The 14,705-nt window shown below is 53.6% G+C and carries 12 protein-coding genes; 8 read left to right on the top strand and 4 right to left on the bottom strand.

Annotation, left to right across the window (positions count from 1 at the left end; translation table 11 throughout):
• Nucleotides 1–37: 37 nt before the first annotated feature.
• Both avtA and malS read right to left on the bottom strand, forming a co-directional pair.
• The gene (avtA, locus tag LA337_22615) at nucleotides 38–1,336 is read right to left on the bottom strand and encodes a valine--pyruvate transaminase (protein UBI15909.1); all 1,299 of its coding nucleotides are present in this window, start codon (nucleotides 1,334–1,336) and stop codon (nucleotides 38–40) included.
• A gap of 133 nt (nucleotides 1,337–1,469) precedes the next feature.
• A complete protein-coding gene (gene malS, locus LA337_22610; protein ID UBI15908.1) occupies nucleotides 1,470–3,500 on the bottom strand; it encodes an alpha-amylase in 2,031 nt (676 codons plus the stop codon).
• A gap of 316 nt (nucleotides 3,501–3,816) precedes the next feature.
• On the opposite strand from malS, the gene LA337_22605 reads away from it, so the two are divergent.
• Nucleotides 3,817–4,641 carry a protein bax gene (locus tag LA337_22605; protein ID UBI15907.1) on the top strand — a complete coding sequence of 275 codons (825 nt, stop codon included), beginning with the start codon at nucleotides 3,817–3,819 and terminating at the stop codon, nucleotides 4,639–4,641.
• Between the two features lie 73 nt (nucleotides 4,642–4,714).
• Here the strand turns inward: LA337_22605 and LA337_22600 are convergent, their stop codons facing one another.
• On the bottom strand, nucleotides 4,715–5,893 hold the full coding sequence (locus LA337_22600) for a XylR family transcriptional regulator (GenBank protein UBI15906.1): 1,179 nt from the start codon (nucleotides 5,891–5,893) through the stop codon (nucleotides 4,715–4,717).
• 361 nt (nucleotides 5,894–6,254) lie between these two features.
• Between LA337_22600 and xylA the strand changes: the two genes are divergently transcribed.
• The 4 genes from xylA (at nucleotide 6,255) to LA337_22580 (ending at nucleotide 10,077) form a co-directional block, all read left to right on the top strand.
• A complete protein-coding gene (gene xylA / locus LA337_22595; GenBank protein ID UBI15905.1) occupies nucleotides 6,255–7,577 on the top strand; it encodes a xylose isomerase in 1,323 nt (440 codons plus the stop codon).
• Between the two features lie 71 nt (nucleotides 7,578–7,648).
• Nucleotides 7,649–9,103, top strand: a complete 1,455-nt coding sequence (gene xylB, locus LA337_22590) for a xylulokinase (GenBank protein ID UBI15904.1) — start codon at nucleotides 7,649–7,651, stop codon at nucleotides 9,101–9,103.
• A 167-nt stretch (nucleotides 9,104–9,270) separates the two neighbouring features.
• The gene (locus LA337_22585) at nucleotides 9,271–9,639 is read left to right on the top strand and encodes a hypothetical protein (GenBank protein ID UBI15903.1); all 369 of its coding nucleotides are present in this window, start codon (nucleotides 9,271–9,273) and stop codon (nucleotides 9,637–9,639) included.
• A complete protein-coding gene (locus tag LA337_22580) occupies nucleotides 9,640–10,077 on the top strand; it encodes a YiaB family inner membrane protein (protein UBI15902.1) in 438 nt (145 codons plus the stop codon).
• 40 nt (nucleotides 10,078–10,117) lie between these two features.
• Here the strand turns inward: LA337_22580 and LA337_22575 are convergent, their stop codons facing one another.
• Nucleotides 10,118–11,113, bottom strand: a complete 996-nt coding sequence (locus tag LA337_22575) for an acyltransferase (protein ID UBI15901.1) — start codon at nucleotides 11,111–11,113, stop codon at nucleotides 10,118–10,120.
• Nucleotides 11,114–11,285: 172 nt separating this feature from the next.
• Between LA337_22575 and LA337_22570 the strand changes: the two genes are divergently transcribed.
• From LA337_22570 to glyS, 3 genes are all read left to right on the top strand, one after another.
• Nucleotides 11,286–11,594 carry a hypothetical protein gene (locus LA337_22570; GenBank protein UBI15900.1) on the top strand — a complete coding sequence of 103 codons (309 nt, stop codon included), beginning with the start codon at nucleotides 11,286–11,288 and terminating at the stop codon, nucleotides 11,592–11,594.
• A gap of 95 nt (nucleotides 11,595–11,689) precedes the next feature.
• Nucleotides 11,690–12,601 (top strand): glycine--tRNA ligase subunit alpha, encoded by a 912-nt coding sequence (gene glyQ / locus LA337_22565; GenBank protein ID UBI15899.1) that lies wholly within the window; start codon nucleotides 11,690–11,692, stop codon nucleotides 12,599–12,601.
• A gap of 9 nt (nucleotides 12,602–12,610) precedes the next feature.
• Nucleotides 12,611–14,680, top strand: coding sequence for a glycine--tRNA ligase subunit beta (gene glyS / locus LA337_22560; protein ID UBI15898.1), 2,070 nt, complete (start codon nucleotides 12,611–12,613; stop codon nucleotides 14,678–14,680).
• Nucleotides 14,681–14,705: the final 25 nt, after the last annotated feature.

Genomic DNA, 14,705 nt, shown 5'->3' with positions numbered 1-14,705 from the left:
CTAGCGCCCGATACAAAACGGTATCGGGCGACAAAAATCAGCTGCTCCCTTCGCTCCAGGCGCGCTCGATCTCTTCCGCCAGAATCTTCACCCCTGCTTCGATTTTCTCCGGCTCCGGAACGTAGTTCATCCGCATGCACTGATGGGTATGCGGCCAGGGTTTATCCAGACCCGGGAAGAAGTAGTCACCGGGAACCATCAGTACGCCGCGCGCTTTCAGGCGCTGATACAGCAGCTCGGTGGTGATCGGCAAATCTTTAAACCATAACCACAGGAAAATCGCGCCTTCCGGTTTATGAATCAGGCAGCGATCTTCAGACAAATAGCGGCGAATGATCGCAATCGTCTCCTGAACACGCTGATAATAAAACGGTTTGATTACCGTTTCGGAGAGGCGCAGCAGATCGTTACGTTTAATCATCTCGCACATCATTGCCGGCCCCATTCCGCCAGGCGCGAGGCTGATGATGCCGTTCATATTGGTGATGGCGGTGATGATTTTTTCATTCGCGATGATGATGCCGCAGCGGGAGCCTGGCAGGCCCAGCTTCGAAAGGCTCATGCACAGCACAATGTTGGGGTTCCACAGCGGGCGCGCTTCGCTAAAGATGATGCCGGGGAACGGTACGCCATAGGCGTTATCAATCACCAGCGGGATCCCATGCTGGTTGGCCAGCCGGTCCAGCTTCATCAGCTCTTCGTCGGTGATCACGTTGCCTGTCGGATTCGTCGGACGAGACACGCAAATCATCCCCGTCTCTTCACCAATATGCAGGTGTTCAAAATCAACGTGATACTTAAACTGGCCTTCCGGTAACAGTTCGATGTTTGGGCGCGCGGAGACAAAGAGTTCCTCTTCCAGCCCGGAATCGGCATAACCAATGTATTCCGGGGCTAACGGGAACAACACTTTTTGCGTTGTGCCGTCGGCGCGACGTCCGGCGAACAGATTGAATAAGTAGAAAAACGCGCTCTGACTGCCATTTGTCAGAGCAATATTTTGTGGCTCGATATCCCAACCCTGCTTCTCACGTAGCAGTTTCGCCAGCTCAGACAGTAGCTCGGTTTTTCCTTGTGGACCGTCATAATTACAAAGCGCATCAGTGGCTTTGCCGTTTTCCAGCATATCTGCCAGCAGAGACTGAAAGTAATTTTGCATCTCTGGAATTTGCGCCGGATTACCGCCGCCAAGCATGATGGCGCCTGGGGTGCGTAAACCGTCGTTGAGGTCCTCCATCAGGCGTGTGATGCCTGAATGGCGGGTGAATTTGTCGCCAAAAAGTGAGAATGTCATAGCAGGTGGTCTGTCGAACTGAGTAGTAAAGTGGCTAACCATAGCGCTACCCATGGCAGGGTGCAAATCGGGGGCATCAGGTTGGATTGAGGTTTTGTGCTGTAGATTTTTATCTGGCTGGTTTTTTATGTTGAATCAGGCTTCCCGCTGCGTGCACAGCGAGAAGCCGGGCGCGTCAGGGCTGACCGGCCCACACCACCATCACTTTGTCGTCGCCATGTTCGCGGATAAATCCGTATCCCTGCTTCAGGGTCAGCGTGGTTTGTTTACCGGCGCCAATGGCGGGATGTCTGGCCCTGAACTGGCCGATACGTTGCCAGTGTGCGACGCTGGCGGCAGATTTCCCGGTCACATCCTGCCAGTTCATCTCCGAGCGCGTCCCCTGTAATGGATCTGAGCCGGTTGGGCCAAAGGGGCGGGCCGACTCGTCGCCATAAAAGAGTTGTACCGCGCCAGGCGCCAGCAGCAATAGCTCGGCGGCTTTGTCTCCACCTTCGCGGAACAGACGTGTATCGTGCGAGGAGAGATAGCTCAGAACGTTAAAGTCCTGTAGTTTATCCGCCATCTGCTGCCAGGTGGGGTCCATATTCGCCAGACACTCGACGGCTTTTGCCGCTTGCTCCTGGTAGTCGAAATTGATCATCGCATCGAAGCCGTGACGGTAATAGTCGCTTTGCATCACGCCGTGGCCCCAGGCCTCGCCGGTCATCCAGAAGGGTTTATCATCCAGCGCTTTGTCAGGGTTGGCTTTCTTCCATTCGACCAGCGCCGCGCTGGCCTGTGTTTTTAGCTGCTGCCAGGCGGGAAGTTCGACGTGTTTAGCGGTATCGACCCGAAAGCCGTCAATCCCGTAATCACGCACCCACTGACTGAGCCAGTGCGTCAGATAATCCCGGGGCGTGTATCCGGCGATAGCTTTAGCGTGCGTATCCGGCTTGTGCTGATAAAAATGTGGCAGCCCGGAGGGCCTGGTGGATTCGGTTTTCAGGTCGGGCAGGAAGGCCAGCGACATGGTGAGGTCGTCAAAGCCAGGATTGTCGTAATCGCCAATATCGGTGCGGATCCAGTTTTTCCCCCACCATTTTTCCCAGCCGGCTTTATCGCTGAAGTTGATGTAATCATTAAAGCTGTGCCAGCTCTGCCCGGCGGCCGGTTTCCAGTCAGTCCAGCGTTCGCCGAGCGTTTTTTTCAGCTCATCGCCCGATAAGTACAGCGCCCCAAACTGATATTCCTGCATATCCGCCAGGGTGGCGTAGCCGGTATGGTTCATTACCACATCAAACAGAACACGGATGCCGCGCTGATGTGCGCCATCAACCAGCGCGCGCAGGTCTGCTTCGTCACCCATATTGGCATCGAGCGTGGTCCAGTCCTGAGTGTAGTAGCCGTGGTAAGCGTAGTGAGGGAAGTCGCCTTTGGTGCCACCACCGACCCAGCCGTGGATTTGCTCAAACGGCGCACTGATCCACAGGGCGTTGACGCCCAGTTGTTGCAGGTAGTCGAGTTTGCTGGCGAGCCCGCGCAAATCGCCGCCGTGGAAGGTGCCAATTTCCTGCATGCCGTCGCTGCGACGCCCATAGCTGTGGTCGTTACTCGGATCGCCATTTACAAAGCGGTCCGTCAGGACGAAATACACCGTGGCGTTATGCCAGTCAAAAGCGGCAGGGGCATCAGTTTCCGCCCGTTCGAGCAGCAACAGCCCGTTACTGGTTGCGGCGGGCTGCAGGGTAATCGCCCCGTTTTTTACCGTCGCGGTTTGCTGGCTGTAGAAATCACGTACCACGGCACCTTCCGGGAAGGTCTGGCTCACGTTCAGCGTGACCGGCGCACCGTCCCATTTCGGGCACTGGCGAATCTGGGTCGTGACAGGGTCTGCGGCGCTTTTTACCGAGAGCATCAGCGTTGGCGTACCGGAGCGGGTATCCACTTCCAGCGTGTAATCGCCGTCTTTGAATAAGCGCCACTGCGGCGGAGCGCCTTCACACGGTTTTAGCGACAGCATCTGGTTGAGTTTTATCGCATCGGCGGGCTGCCAGCACTGTTGGTCAAAATTCAGGGTTAAAGGACGAGTACCCTTCGTCAACGCTGCATGGCTGACGAATTTACCCGTACCTTCCGCTTCGAAGGTCGGTAGTCCCTGAGAAGTCCATGATGAAGCGATGGCAATGCCGGGTATGAGCGCCAGCGCAACGGCGGCAAGTTTCATAATGCTGTCCTTGATGCTGCGATTTTCGCCAGTTTGCCAGTGAAATCAGGCCGGAAACTCCTCCTTAGAGTCGATTCCGCCAGGAGGAGAAGTGAGGGTGAGTTAACGCGCGCAAAAAACAAACTGATTTTGCGATAACCCCCACATTTTCTTCGAATTAATGGCACCCCGAACCGTTAATGCGTGACATAGTTTCAGAATTGGACTATTCCTTTGGGTGCTCTTGACAGCTATTTTTGATATGATTTGAGATTCATCTCTCATTTTTGTGAAAAATATAAGGTGTTGGAATGTATAAATCCGACCAGGAGACCTAATGATATTGACTCCCATTCGACGATATGGGGCAATGATTCTTATGTTACTCACCGTTGCATTTTCGGGTGAGGTGCTGGCAAAGACACACACGGCGACAACGAGTCACAAGCCCCAGATAACCAAGGCAAGTAATAAACAGGTTAGCAGTAAACAAGAGTATTCTCGCAATAGTGCAAAGAGTAGTTCACTTCCTGATTTGCGAAAATACCCTTCCGGAACACCAAGGAAAAAAGCATTTCTCCGGACGGTTATGCCTTATATTACCAGTCAAAATGCTGCCATTACGGCGGACCGTAACTGGCTGATTTCAAAACAGTACCAGAACCGCTGGTCACCGACTGAGCGTACGCGGATGAAAGACATCGCGAAGCGCTACAAAGTGAGCTGGTCTGGTAACACGCGTAAAATTCCGTGGAATACGCTGCTTGAGCGCGTAGACATTATCCCGACCAGTATGGTGGCAACCATGGCTGCGGCCGAAAGCGGCTGGGGCACGTCGAAGCTGGCGCGCAGCAACAACAACCTGTTTGGCATGAAATGTGGCAAAGGTCGTTGTAACAATGCACCAGGTAAGGTGAAAGGCTACTCACAGTTTGAATCGGTGAAAGAGTCGGTGAATGCTTACGTCATCAACCTGAACACGCATCCGGCTTACTCTTCCTTCCGTAAGTCACGCGCGCAGCTGCGTAAAGCCGACCAGGAAGTCACCGCTACCGCGATGATCCATAAGCTGAAGGGTTACTCCACTAAGGGACAGAGCTACAACAACTATCTGTTCGCAATGTATCAGGATAACCAGCGTTTAATCGCCGCGCATATGTAATTTCGCGTGCTGATCCGGTCTACAAGTCATCTCGTAGGCCGGATCAGACGAAGTCGCCATCCGGTAATGATCCTCACAGCAACACTTCACTGTTCACATCGCGATACTCTTTTGGCGTCGTGTCGTACTCTTTCTTGAAGACCGAATAGAAATACTGCAGAGACGGATAGCCGCACATCTGTGAAATTTCGTTGATTGAAAGCGTGGTAGAAATCAACAGGCTACGCGCTTTTTCCAGCTTTTCGGCATGAATCACAGCGTGGATAGTCTCGCCGACCTCTTCTTTAAAGCGCTTCTCCAGGTTCGAGCGTGAGATTCCTACTGAATCCAGCACCTGTTCAACCTTAATACCTTTACAGGCATGATTACGGATAAAGTGCATCGCCTGAATGACCGCCGGGTCGGTTAAGGAACGGTAGTCGGTTGAGCGACGTTCAATGACACGCACCGGAGGAACCAGAATGCGTTGCAGCGGCAGTTCCTCGTTCGCCAGTAAACGGTGCAGGAGTTTAGCAGCCTGATATCCCATCTGCCTGGCTCCCTGAGCCACGGATGACAGCGCCACCCGGGACAGGTAGCGGGTCAATTCTTCGTTGTCTATTCCTATCACGCACAGTTTTTCCGGTACCGGAATATGCAGGTGTTCGCAGACTTGCAGGACGTGTCGTGCCCGCGCGTCGGTAACGGCGATAATACCGGTTTGCGGCGGCAGAGTTTGTAGCCAGTCCGCCAGTCGATTTTGCGCGTGCTGCCAGTTCTCCGGCGCGGTTTCCAGCCCCTGATAGACGACACCGCGGTACTTCTCTTTGGCAACCAACTGGCAAAACGCATATTCACGTTCCGCGGCCCAGCGTTTACCGCTTGAGGAGGGCAGGCCGTAAAATGCAAAGCGGTTAACTCCCTTCTCTTTCAGATGCAGGAAAGCGCTTTCTACCAACGCGTGGTTGTCGGTGGCGATGTAATGTACCGGTGGGTAATCTTGCTCCAGATGGTAAGAACCTCCAACGCCGATGATGGGAACATCGACATCGGCAAGTAATTGCGCAATGTCATCATCGTCATAATCAGCAATAACGCCGTCGCCTAACCAGTCTTTAATATTATCGATACGGGCGCGGAAGTCTTCCTCAATGAATATATCCCACTCGGATTGCGATGCCTGTAAATATTCACCCACTCCTTCTACCACCTGGCGGTCGTAGGCTTTATTGGCATTAAATAGCAGAGTGATGCGGTGACGTTTATCAAACATAAGAACCTGTCCTGGAAAGGTTAACGTGGGCCTGTCGATACTAGCAAAACCGCAGGTACGACTGCTTGATGAAGCGTGACAAATTTCTTATTTGCCTGGCGCTACGCAAAATTCACATACTGTCAGCGGGATGACAATTGTCATTTTTTATCTACGCATTACGGTTTTTTGTTTAATGGCTAACCTTCGATCGCGATCGCTTTTTTATTTCTTTTTTCAGCGCGTTTTTTTGGGAGCCAGCGCACGTTTGGGTATTCTCTTAATAGCGGTGTGAAATAACGTAATTGAGCAATAAATCAGGAAATTCCAGTATAGCTATATCACAGTTTACTTGCCGTATTACCTGATTATGGAGCTTATTATGCCGGCTTATTTTGACCAACTCGATCGTGTTCGTTTTGAAGGCACTCAATCCACCAACCCGCTCGCATTCCGCCATTACAACCCTGACGAAATCGTGTTGGGCAAGCGCATGGAAGATCATCTGCGTTTTGCGGCCTGCTACTGGCATACCTTCTGCTGGAACGGTGCGGATATGTTCGGTATGGGGGCTTTCGATCGCCCATGGCAGCAGCCTGGTGAAGCACTGGCGCTGGCGAAACGCAAAGCGGATGTGGCATTTGAGTTCTTCCACAAGCTGAACGTGCCTTATTACTGCTTCCATGACGTGGATGTTTCGCCGGAAGGCGCGTCTTTGAAAGAGTATAAAAACAACTTTGCGCAGATGGTTGATGTGCTGGCGGCAAAACAGGAACAGAGTGGTGTGAAGCTACTGTGGGGAACGGCAAACTGCTTCACCAACCCACGCTACGGCGCGGGCGCGGCCACGAACCCGGATCCGGAAGTGTTCAGCTGGGCCGCCACGCAGGTGGTTACGGCTATGGATGCCACGCATAAGCTCGGCGGCGAAAACTACGTTCTGTGGGGCGGTCGTGAAGGCTATGAAACACTGTTGAATACCGATCTGCGTCAGGAACGTGAGCAGATTGGCCGCTTCATGCAACTGGTGGTGGAACACAAACACAAAACCGGTTTCCAGGGCACTTTGCTTATTGAACCGAAACCGCAGGAACCGACCAAACACCAGTACGACTACGATGCGGCGACCGTGTACGGATTCCTCAAGCAGTTCGGTCTGGAAAAAGAGATCAAACTGAATATCGAAGCCAACCACGCCACGCTGGCAGGCCACTCGTTCCATCACGAAATTGCTACCGCCATCGCGCTGGGTCTGTTTGGTTCTGTCGATGCCAACCGTGGTGACGCACAGCTGGGCTGGGATACAGACCAGTTCCCTATCAGCGTCGAAGAGAATGCACTGGTGATGTATGAAATCCTGAAAGCGGGCGGCTTCACCACCGGCGGCCTGAACTTTGATGCCAAAGTGCGTCGTCAGAGTACCGATAAATACGATTTGTTCTATGGTCATATTGGCGCGATGGATACCATGGCGCTGTCGCTGAAAATTGCGGCCCGTATGATTGAAGACGGTGGTCTGGATCAACGCGTGGCTAAACGCTATGCCGGTTGGAATGGTGAGCTGGGCCAGCAAATTCTGAAAGGACAGATGACGCTGACGGAAATTGCGCAGTACGCTGAGCAACACAACCTGGCGCCGGTGCACCAGAGTGGTCATCAGGAATTGCTGGAAAATCTGGTAAACCATTATTTGTTCGACAAATAACGGATCTCTGAGAACGTCGGTAAGCCCGGTCAGCTCGCGCTACCGGGCCTTTCTTTAAGGAACGATGCCCTATGTATATCGGGATAGATCTAGGTACATCAGGCGTAAAGGCTATTCTGCTCAATGAGCAGGGCGATGTGGTCGCTTCGCACACGGAGAAACTCACCGTCTCGCGGCCTCATCCGTTATGGTCTGAACAAGACCCTGAGCAGTGGTGGCGGGCAACGGATCGTGCGGTGACAGCGCTGGGCCAGCAGCATTCACTTCGCGAAGTGAAAGCGCTGGGGATTGCCGGACAAATGCACGGCGCCACGCTACTGGACGAGCAACGGAAGGTATTGCGTCCGGCTATCCTGTGGAATGATGGACGCTGCGCTGAAGAGTGCGTGATGCTCGAGAACCTGGTTCCGCAGTCGCGCGCCATCACCGGCAACCTGATGATGCCTGGCTTTACCGCGCCAAAGCTACTGTGGGTGCAGCGCCACGAACCGGAGATTTTCAGCCGGGTTGATAAAGTCCTGCTGCCGAAAGATTACCTGCGCCTGCGTATGACTGGCGATTTTGCCAGCGATATGTCTGATGCGGCAGGTACGATGTGGCTGGATGTCGCGAAGCGTGACTGGAGTGATGTCATGCTGGCCGCCTGTAAGCTGACTCGTGCGCATATGCCTGCGCTCTATGAAGGCAGCGATATTACCGGAACATTGTTGCCAGAGGTCGCCCACGCCTGGGGTATGCAGGAGGTTGCGGTGGTTGCCGGCGGCGGCGATAACGCGGCGGGAGCAGTGGGTGTGGGCATGATGAATGCCGGTCAGGCGATGTTATCGCTGGGTACTTCCGGGGTCTATTTTGCGGTCAGCGACGGCTTTCTCAGCAAACCGGAAAGCGCAGTCCACAGCTTTTGCCATGCCTTGCCTGAACGATGGCATCTGATGTCCGTGATGCTTAGTGCGGCGTCCTGCCTGGACTGGGCGGCAAAATTAACCGGAATGGCGAGCGTTCCTGCGTTGATTGCTGCTGCGCAAGAGGCGGATGAACACGCTGAGCCGGTCTGGTTTTTACCCTATCTGTCCGGGGAACGTACGCCGCACAACAACCCACAGGCAAAGGGCGTATTTTTCGGTCTGACGCATCAGCACGGGCCGGCGGAACTGGCGCAGGCGGTGCTGGAAGGCGTGGGTTTTGCGCTGGCTGATGGTATGGACGTGGTTCATGCCTGCGGCGTGCAGCCCGCCAGCATCACGCTGATTGGCGGCGGGGCGCGCAGCGAATACTGGCGTCAGATGCTGTCTGACATCAGCGGATTGCAGCTGGATTACCGTACCGGCGGCGATGTCGGTCCTGCACTCGGCGCGGCGCGACTGGCGCAAATTGCCATGAATCCGCAGCGGGCTTTATCAGACCTTCTGCCTCAGCTTACGCTGGAACAAGCGCATTATCCGGATGCCGGGCGCCACGCGCTTTACCAACAGCGTCGGGAAACCTTCCGCCAAATCTATCAGCAATTAAAACCGCTGATGTCCTGACCCTAAATCCCCTCTGGTAAACAGCGGGGATTTATCAAATATATATTTCAATCTAATAAATAATTAGCGCGCATGAATTTATTCTGAAAGTCCGGCGTAGTGGCATTTTTCTGTGTTGTCTTTAGCGGGTTATTCATATTGTATCCATGATGGATAAGGAGATCCCAATGAAGACGACAAGGCTGTTGCCATGGATATTATTCCTCTCTGGCGCGTTGATTTACGTTATTGGCTTATGGCGAGCATGCCCGTTATTGAGCGGCAAAGGCTATTTTTTTGGTGCGCTGATGACGGGGATGTTTGTGACGTACGCTTATCAGCGTGCTGAAAATCTCAATCAGAACGACGAACGCTTCGCTTCCGTGTGTCAGATGGTGGCGCTCATAACGATCGGATTGTTGCTGGTGGGGGTGTGGAATACCCCGTTAGCACCCATCGAAATGGGGCTGTACCCGGCGGCATTCTTTGTGTGTTTACTGGGGCAAGTTTTACTCATGCGCCCAGCAGAATATTTATCTAAAGGACAGGAACTCTAAATGGAAAACAGGACATCAACTTATTCACCCGCATTTAGCATTGTGTCGTGGGTCGCGCTGCTAGGCGGTATTGTGGTTTATCTGTTGGGGTTGTGGAACGCCGATATGCAGTTGAACGAAAAGGGGTATTACTTTGCTGTTTTGGTGCTTGGTTTGTTTTCTGCTGCGTCTTATCAAAAAACGGTACGGGATAAATATGAAGGGATCCCGATTACGCCGATTTACTACGTAACCTGCCTGGCCGCGTTTGTTATTGCGGTGGCGTTGTTGGTTATCGGTTTGTGGAATGCCACGCTGCTGCTAAACGAGAAAGGATTTTATGGCCTGGCCTTCTTTTTGAGCCTGTTTGGTACCGTTGCGGTACAGAAAAATATCCGTGATGGTGGTTTGGATCAATCAAAAGAAACGCCAGCAGTAGCGGAAGATTTTACAGTATGATCGCTTGCCCTCGATGGTTACCGATCGAGGGCTTTTCTTTTTAGCTCACCAGCCTGCGCGTATCGATACGCTGCAACAGTATGGACAACAGTAAACTACCAGCCAGCGTAGCGCTGAAAATCCACAGCATATCCAGCGGTGGCCAACTCTTGAGTTCAAGGCCGTTGGTGCGCAGCGCGTGAATGATCAGCGCATGAAAGCCATAAATGCCCAGCGAGTGGCGGGAAATAAGGCCCAGTACCGGCAAAGTGCGCGTGCTGAGCGTATTTTTGACCAGCGTCAGGAGCGAGGCGGCGCAAATAAATACTGCCGGACCGCAGTAGAGGTACCAGGTATCGGCAAAATTGCCTCGCCAGCGCAGTTCATGCAACGTGCCCCGAGAAATAATAAACACCGCGGTGATGAACAACGCCGCACAGAGCCAGGTGAGCACGCGCTTTTGCGTATCCATCATGCCAATCGCCCGACCCAGCAGGCCGTACACGATGTAATAGAAAGTGTCGCCACTGATGTACAGATTGATGGGCAGCCATTCAAAACCGCCAATTTTTTGCGAGACGGTGTTGGGATTGGCAATCACCCCAATCACTACCATGAGCGCCAGCAGCATCTTGCCGCTGATATTTTTCACCTGTATCAGCGGTGAAACCAGGTAGATGACGGCGATCGCGAAGAAAAACCACAGGTGATAGAACACCGGCTTTTGCAGCAGGTTTTTCAGCGACAGCCCGGCGTTGATCGAGGTAAACAGCAGGATATAGGCCAGCGCCACGCTGCTGTAAAACAAAATGCAGAGCGCGATGCGCGTGAAATGGCGCGGTTTGGCGCTGCGCTCGCCAAAAAACAGGTAGCCAGAAATCATAAAGAACAGAGGGACGCTGACGCGAGAGGCTGAATTGAGCACATTGGCCAGATCCCAATTCAGCGGGCTGACGCTTTGCGCATTGGTGATGTACCAGGTCGTGGTGTGGATCATCACGACCATGAGACAGGCTATCCCGCGCAGGTTATCAATCCAGAAAATTTTGGGCTGCATCAGTTCCTCTGTATCCGTTAAAAAAAGTCTGACCGAAATTTTGCGCGCGTAGCTCACTGGAATAATCCGAGTTCTTACGCTAAAGCTTGAGATGGTCTGATGAGATTCTCAAAATAGGATCCGTTTCCAGACACTAATAATAAGACTGACCAGCAAACCAGGCGGTAATAAAATGATGATGAAGTATTTCTTTCCCGCGATCGCTACCCTCATGCTGGTAGCGTGCGCTAACACACAGCCGCCTGCACCCGCGCAGAAGGCGCAAAAGGTTAAGGTCAGTGCCACACGCTCGCTGGATATGGAGTCGCTGTGCAAAAATGAGGCGGCACAACTTTATAACACCGGCGCGCAGAAAATTGATATCTCCGGCCTGGAACAATTCCAGGGCAGCTATGAGATGCGTGGTTCGACCTTCCGTAAAGAGAGTTTTGTCTGCTCTTTTGATGCAGACGGGCAGTTTTTGCACCTTTCCATGCGCTAAGTTCCCCCTTTTTCCCGTTTCGTACTGTATATCTTGCAGCCAGCGGGTATACTGACCGCTTCCTTTAAATCCACACGTATCCAGCACGAAATAATATGCAAAAGTTTGATACCAGGACCTTCCAGGGCTTGATCCTGACCTTACAGGATTACTGGGCTCGCCAGGGCTGCACCATCGTTCAACCATTGGACATGGAAGTCGGCGCGGGCACATCTCACCCAATGACCTGCCTGCGTGCGCTGGGGCCGGAACCGATGGCGACTGCTTATGTGCAGCCTTCTCGTCGTCCGACCGATGGCCGCTATGGCGAAAACCCGAACCGCTTACAGCACTACTATCAGTTCCAGGTAGTGATTAAGCCGTCTCCGGACAACATTCAGGAGCTGTACCTGGGTTCTCTGAAAGAGCTGGGTATGGACCCGACCATTCACGATATCCGTTTCGTGGAAGATAACTGGGAAAACCCGACGCTGGGTGCCTGGGGTCTGGGTTGGGAAGTGTGGCTGAACGGCATGGAAGTGACGCAGTTCACCTACTTCCAGCAGGTTGGTGGTCTGGAGTGTAAACCTGTGACCGGGGAAATTACCTACGGTCTGGAACGTCTGGCCATGTACATTCAGGGCGTAGACAGCGTTTACGACCTGGTCTGGAGCGACGGCCCGCTGGGTAAAACCACTTACGGCGACGTGTTCCATCAGAACGAAGTGGAGCAATCCACCTACAACTTCGAATACGCCGACGTGGACTTCCTGTTCACCTGCTTCGAGCAGTACGAGAAAGAAGCACAGCAGTTGCTGGCGCTGGAAAATCCGCTGCCGCTGCCTGCGTATGAACGTATCCTGAAAGCCGCCCATAGCTTCAACCTGCTGGATGCGCGTAAAGCGATCTCCGTCACCGAGCGTCAGCGCTATATCCTGCGCATTCGCACCCTGACCAAAGCAGTGGCAGAAGCTTACTATGCTTCCCGTGAAGCCCTTGGCTTCCCGATGTGCAACAAAGACAAATAAGAGGCGGCCATGTCTGAGAAAACTTTTCTGGTGGAAATCGGCACTGAAGAGCTGCCACCAAAAGCACTGCGCAGCCTGGCTGAGTCCTTTGCTGCGAACGTTACTGCGGAGCTGGATAACGCTGGCATCGCGCACGGCAACGTGGAGTGGTTCGCCGCGCCGCGTCGTCTGGCGCTGAAAGTCGCGAATCTGGCACAAGCGCAACCTGACCGTGAAGTTGAAAAACGCGGCCCGGCCATTTCCCAGGCGTTTGACGCTGAAGGAAAACCGAGCAAAGCGGCAGAAGGTTGGGCGCGTGGCTGCGGCATTACGGTTGACCAGGCTGAGCGTCTGACCACCGACAAAGGTGAGTGGCTGCTGTATCGCGCGCATGTGAAAGGTGAAAGCGCTGAAGCGCTGCTGCCGAATATGATCGCCACCTCTTTGGCGAAACTGCCTATCCCGAAACTGATGCGCTGGGGCGCGTCTGACGTGCACTTCGTGCGTCCGGTTCACACCGTGACCCTGCTGCTGGGCGACAAAGTCATTCCGGCAACTATTCTGGGTATTCAGTCAGATCGCGTGATCCGCGGACATCGCTTTATGGGCGAGCCGGAATTCACCATCGATTCTGCCGATCAGTACCCAGAAATCCTGCGTGAGCGCGGCAAAGTGATTGCAGATTACGCTGAGCGTAAAGCGAAAATCAAAGCCGATGCTGAAGAAGCGGCGCGTAAGATTGGCGGTAACGCTGACCTGAGCGAAAGCCTGCTGGAAGAAGTCACCTCGCTGGTGGAATGGCCGGTAGTGTTGACTGCGAAGTTCGAAGAGAAATTCCTCGCGGTTCCGTCTGAAGCGCTGGTACACACCATGAAAGGTGACCAGAAGTACTTCCCGGTTTACGCGAACGACGGCAAACTGCTGCCGAACTTTATCTTCGTTGCCAACATCGAATCGAAAGATCCGAGCCAGATTATCTCCGGTAACGAGAAGGTGGTTCGTCCACGTCTGGCGGATGCCGAGTTCTTCTTCAATACCGACCGTAAAAAACGTCTGGAAGACCATCTGCCGCGTCTGCAAACCGTGCTGTTCCAACAGCAACTGGGTACGCTGCGCGACAAGACTGACCGTATCCAGGCGCTGGCGGGCTGGATTGCTGGTCAGATTGGCGCTGACGTTAACCACGCAACGCGTGCTGGCCTGCTGTCTAAGTGCGACCTGATGACCAACATGGTCTTCGAGTTCACTGATACCCAGGGCGTAATGGGCATGCACTACGCGCGTCACGATGGTGAAGCGGAAGATGTGGCTGTGGCGCTGAACGAGCAGTATCAGCCGCGTTTTGCTGGTGATGACCTGCCGTCTAACCCGGTTGCCTGTGCCGTGGCGATTGCCGATAAGATGGATACTCTGGCGGGTATCTTCGGTATCGGTCAGCATCCGAAAGGTGACAAAGACCCGTTTGCGCTGCGCCGTGCCGCGCTGGGCGTACTGCGTATCATCGTTGAGAAGAACCTGAACCTGGATCTGCAAACGCTGACCGAGGAAGCGGTTCGTCTGTATGGCGATAAGCTGACTAACGCCAACGTGGTGGATGACGTTATCGACTTTATGCTTGGTCGCTTCCGCGCCTGGTATCAGGATGAAGGTTACACCGTCGATACCATCCAGGCAGTACTGGCGCGTCGTCCGACTCGTCCGGCTGATTTTGACGCACGTATGAAGGCGGTTTCGCACTTCCGTACGCTGGAAGCCGCGTCCGCGCTGGCTGCCGCGAACAAGCGTGTATCGAACATCCTGGCGAAGTCTGAAGAGACGTTGAATGACCGCGTAAATGCGGCAACGCTGAAAGAGCCGGAAGAAATTGCGCTGGCGATGCAGGTTGTGGTGCTGCGCGATAAGCTGGAGCCTGTTTTTGCAGCCGGTCATTACCAGGAAGCGCTGGTTGAGCTATCGGCGCTGCGTGAACCGGTTGATGCGTTCTTTGAGAAAGTGATGGTTAACGTGGAAGATAAAGATCTGCGTATTAACCGTCTGTCTATGCTCGAAAAACTGCGCGAACTGTTCCTGCGCGTGGCGGATATTTCTCTGCTGCAGTAATGGTCCTGAGCTGACTTAGAAAATG

This window comes from Citrobacter europaeus, from assembly GCA_020099315.1.
Taxonomy (GTDB): Bacteria; Pseudomonadota; Gammaproteobacteria; order Enterobacterales; family Enterobacteriaceae; genus Citrobacter; species Citrobacter europaeus.
The sequence above is the reverse complement of the archived record's forward strand: the minus strand, read 5'-3'. Positions and strand labels throughout refer to the sequence as shown.

Coding starts and splice junctions, on each gene's coding strand:
- avtA (UBI15909.1), bottom strand. CDS start 1,336: ATGGTTAGCCACTTTACTACTCAGTTCGACAGACCACCTGCTATGACA.
- malS (UBI15908.1), bottom strand. CDS start 3,500: ATGAAACTTGCCGCCGTTGCGCTGGCGCTCATACCCGGCATTGCCATC.
- LA337_22605 (UBI15907.1), top strand. CDS start 3,817: ATGATATTGACTCCCATTCGACGATATGGGGCAATGATTCTTATGTTA.
- LA337_22600 (UBI15906.1), bottom strand. CDS start 5,893: ATGTTTGATAAACGTCACCGCATCACTCTGCTATTTAATGCCAATAAA.
- xylA (UBI15905.1), top strand. CDS start 6,255: ATGCCGGCTTATTTTGACCAACTCGATCGTGTTCGTTTTGAAGGCACT.
- xylB (UBI15904.1), top strand. CDS start 7,649: ATGTATATCGGGATAGATCTAGGTACATCAGGCGTAAAGGCTATTCTG.
- LA337_22585 (UBI15903.1), top strand. CDS start 9,271: ATGAAGACGACAAGGCTGTTGCCATGGATATTATTCCTCTCTGGCGCG.
- LA337_22580 (UBI15902.1), top strand. CDS start 9,640: ATGGAAAACAGGACATCAACTTATTCACCCGCATTTAGCATTGTGTCG.
- LA337_22575 (UBI15901.1), bottom strand. CDS start 11,113: ATGCAGCCCAAAATTTTCTGGATTGATAACCTGCGCGGGATAGCCTGT.
- LA337_22570 (UBI15900.1), top strand. CDS start 11,286: ATGATGATGAAGTATTTCTTTCCCGCGATCGCTACCCTCATGCTGGTA.
- glyQ (UBI15899.1), top strand. CDS start 11,690: ATGCAAAAGTTTGATACCAGGACCTTCCAGGGCTTGATCCTGACCTTA.
- glyS (UBI15898.1), top strand. CDS start 12,611: ATGTCTGAGAAAACTTTTCTGGTGGAAATCGGCACTGAAGAGCTGCCA.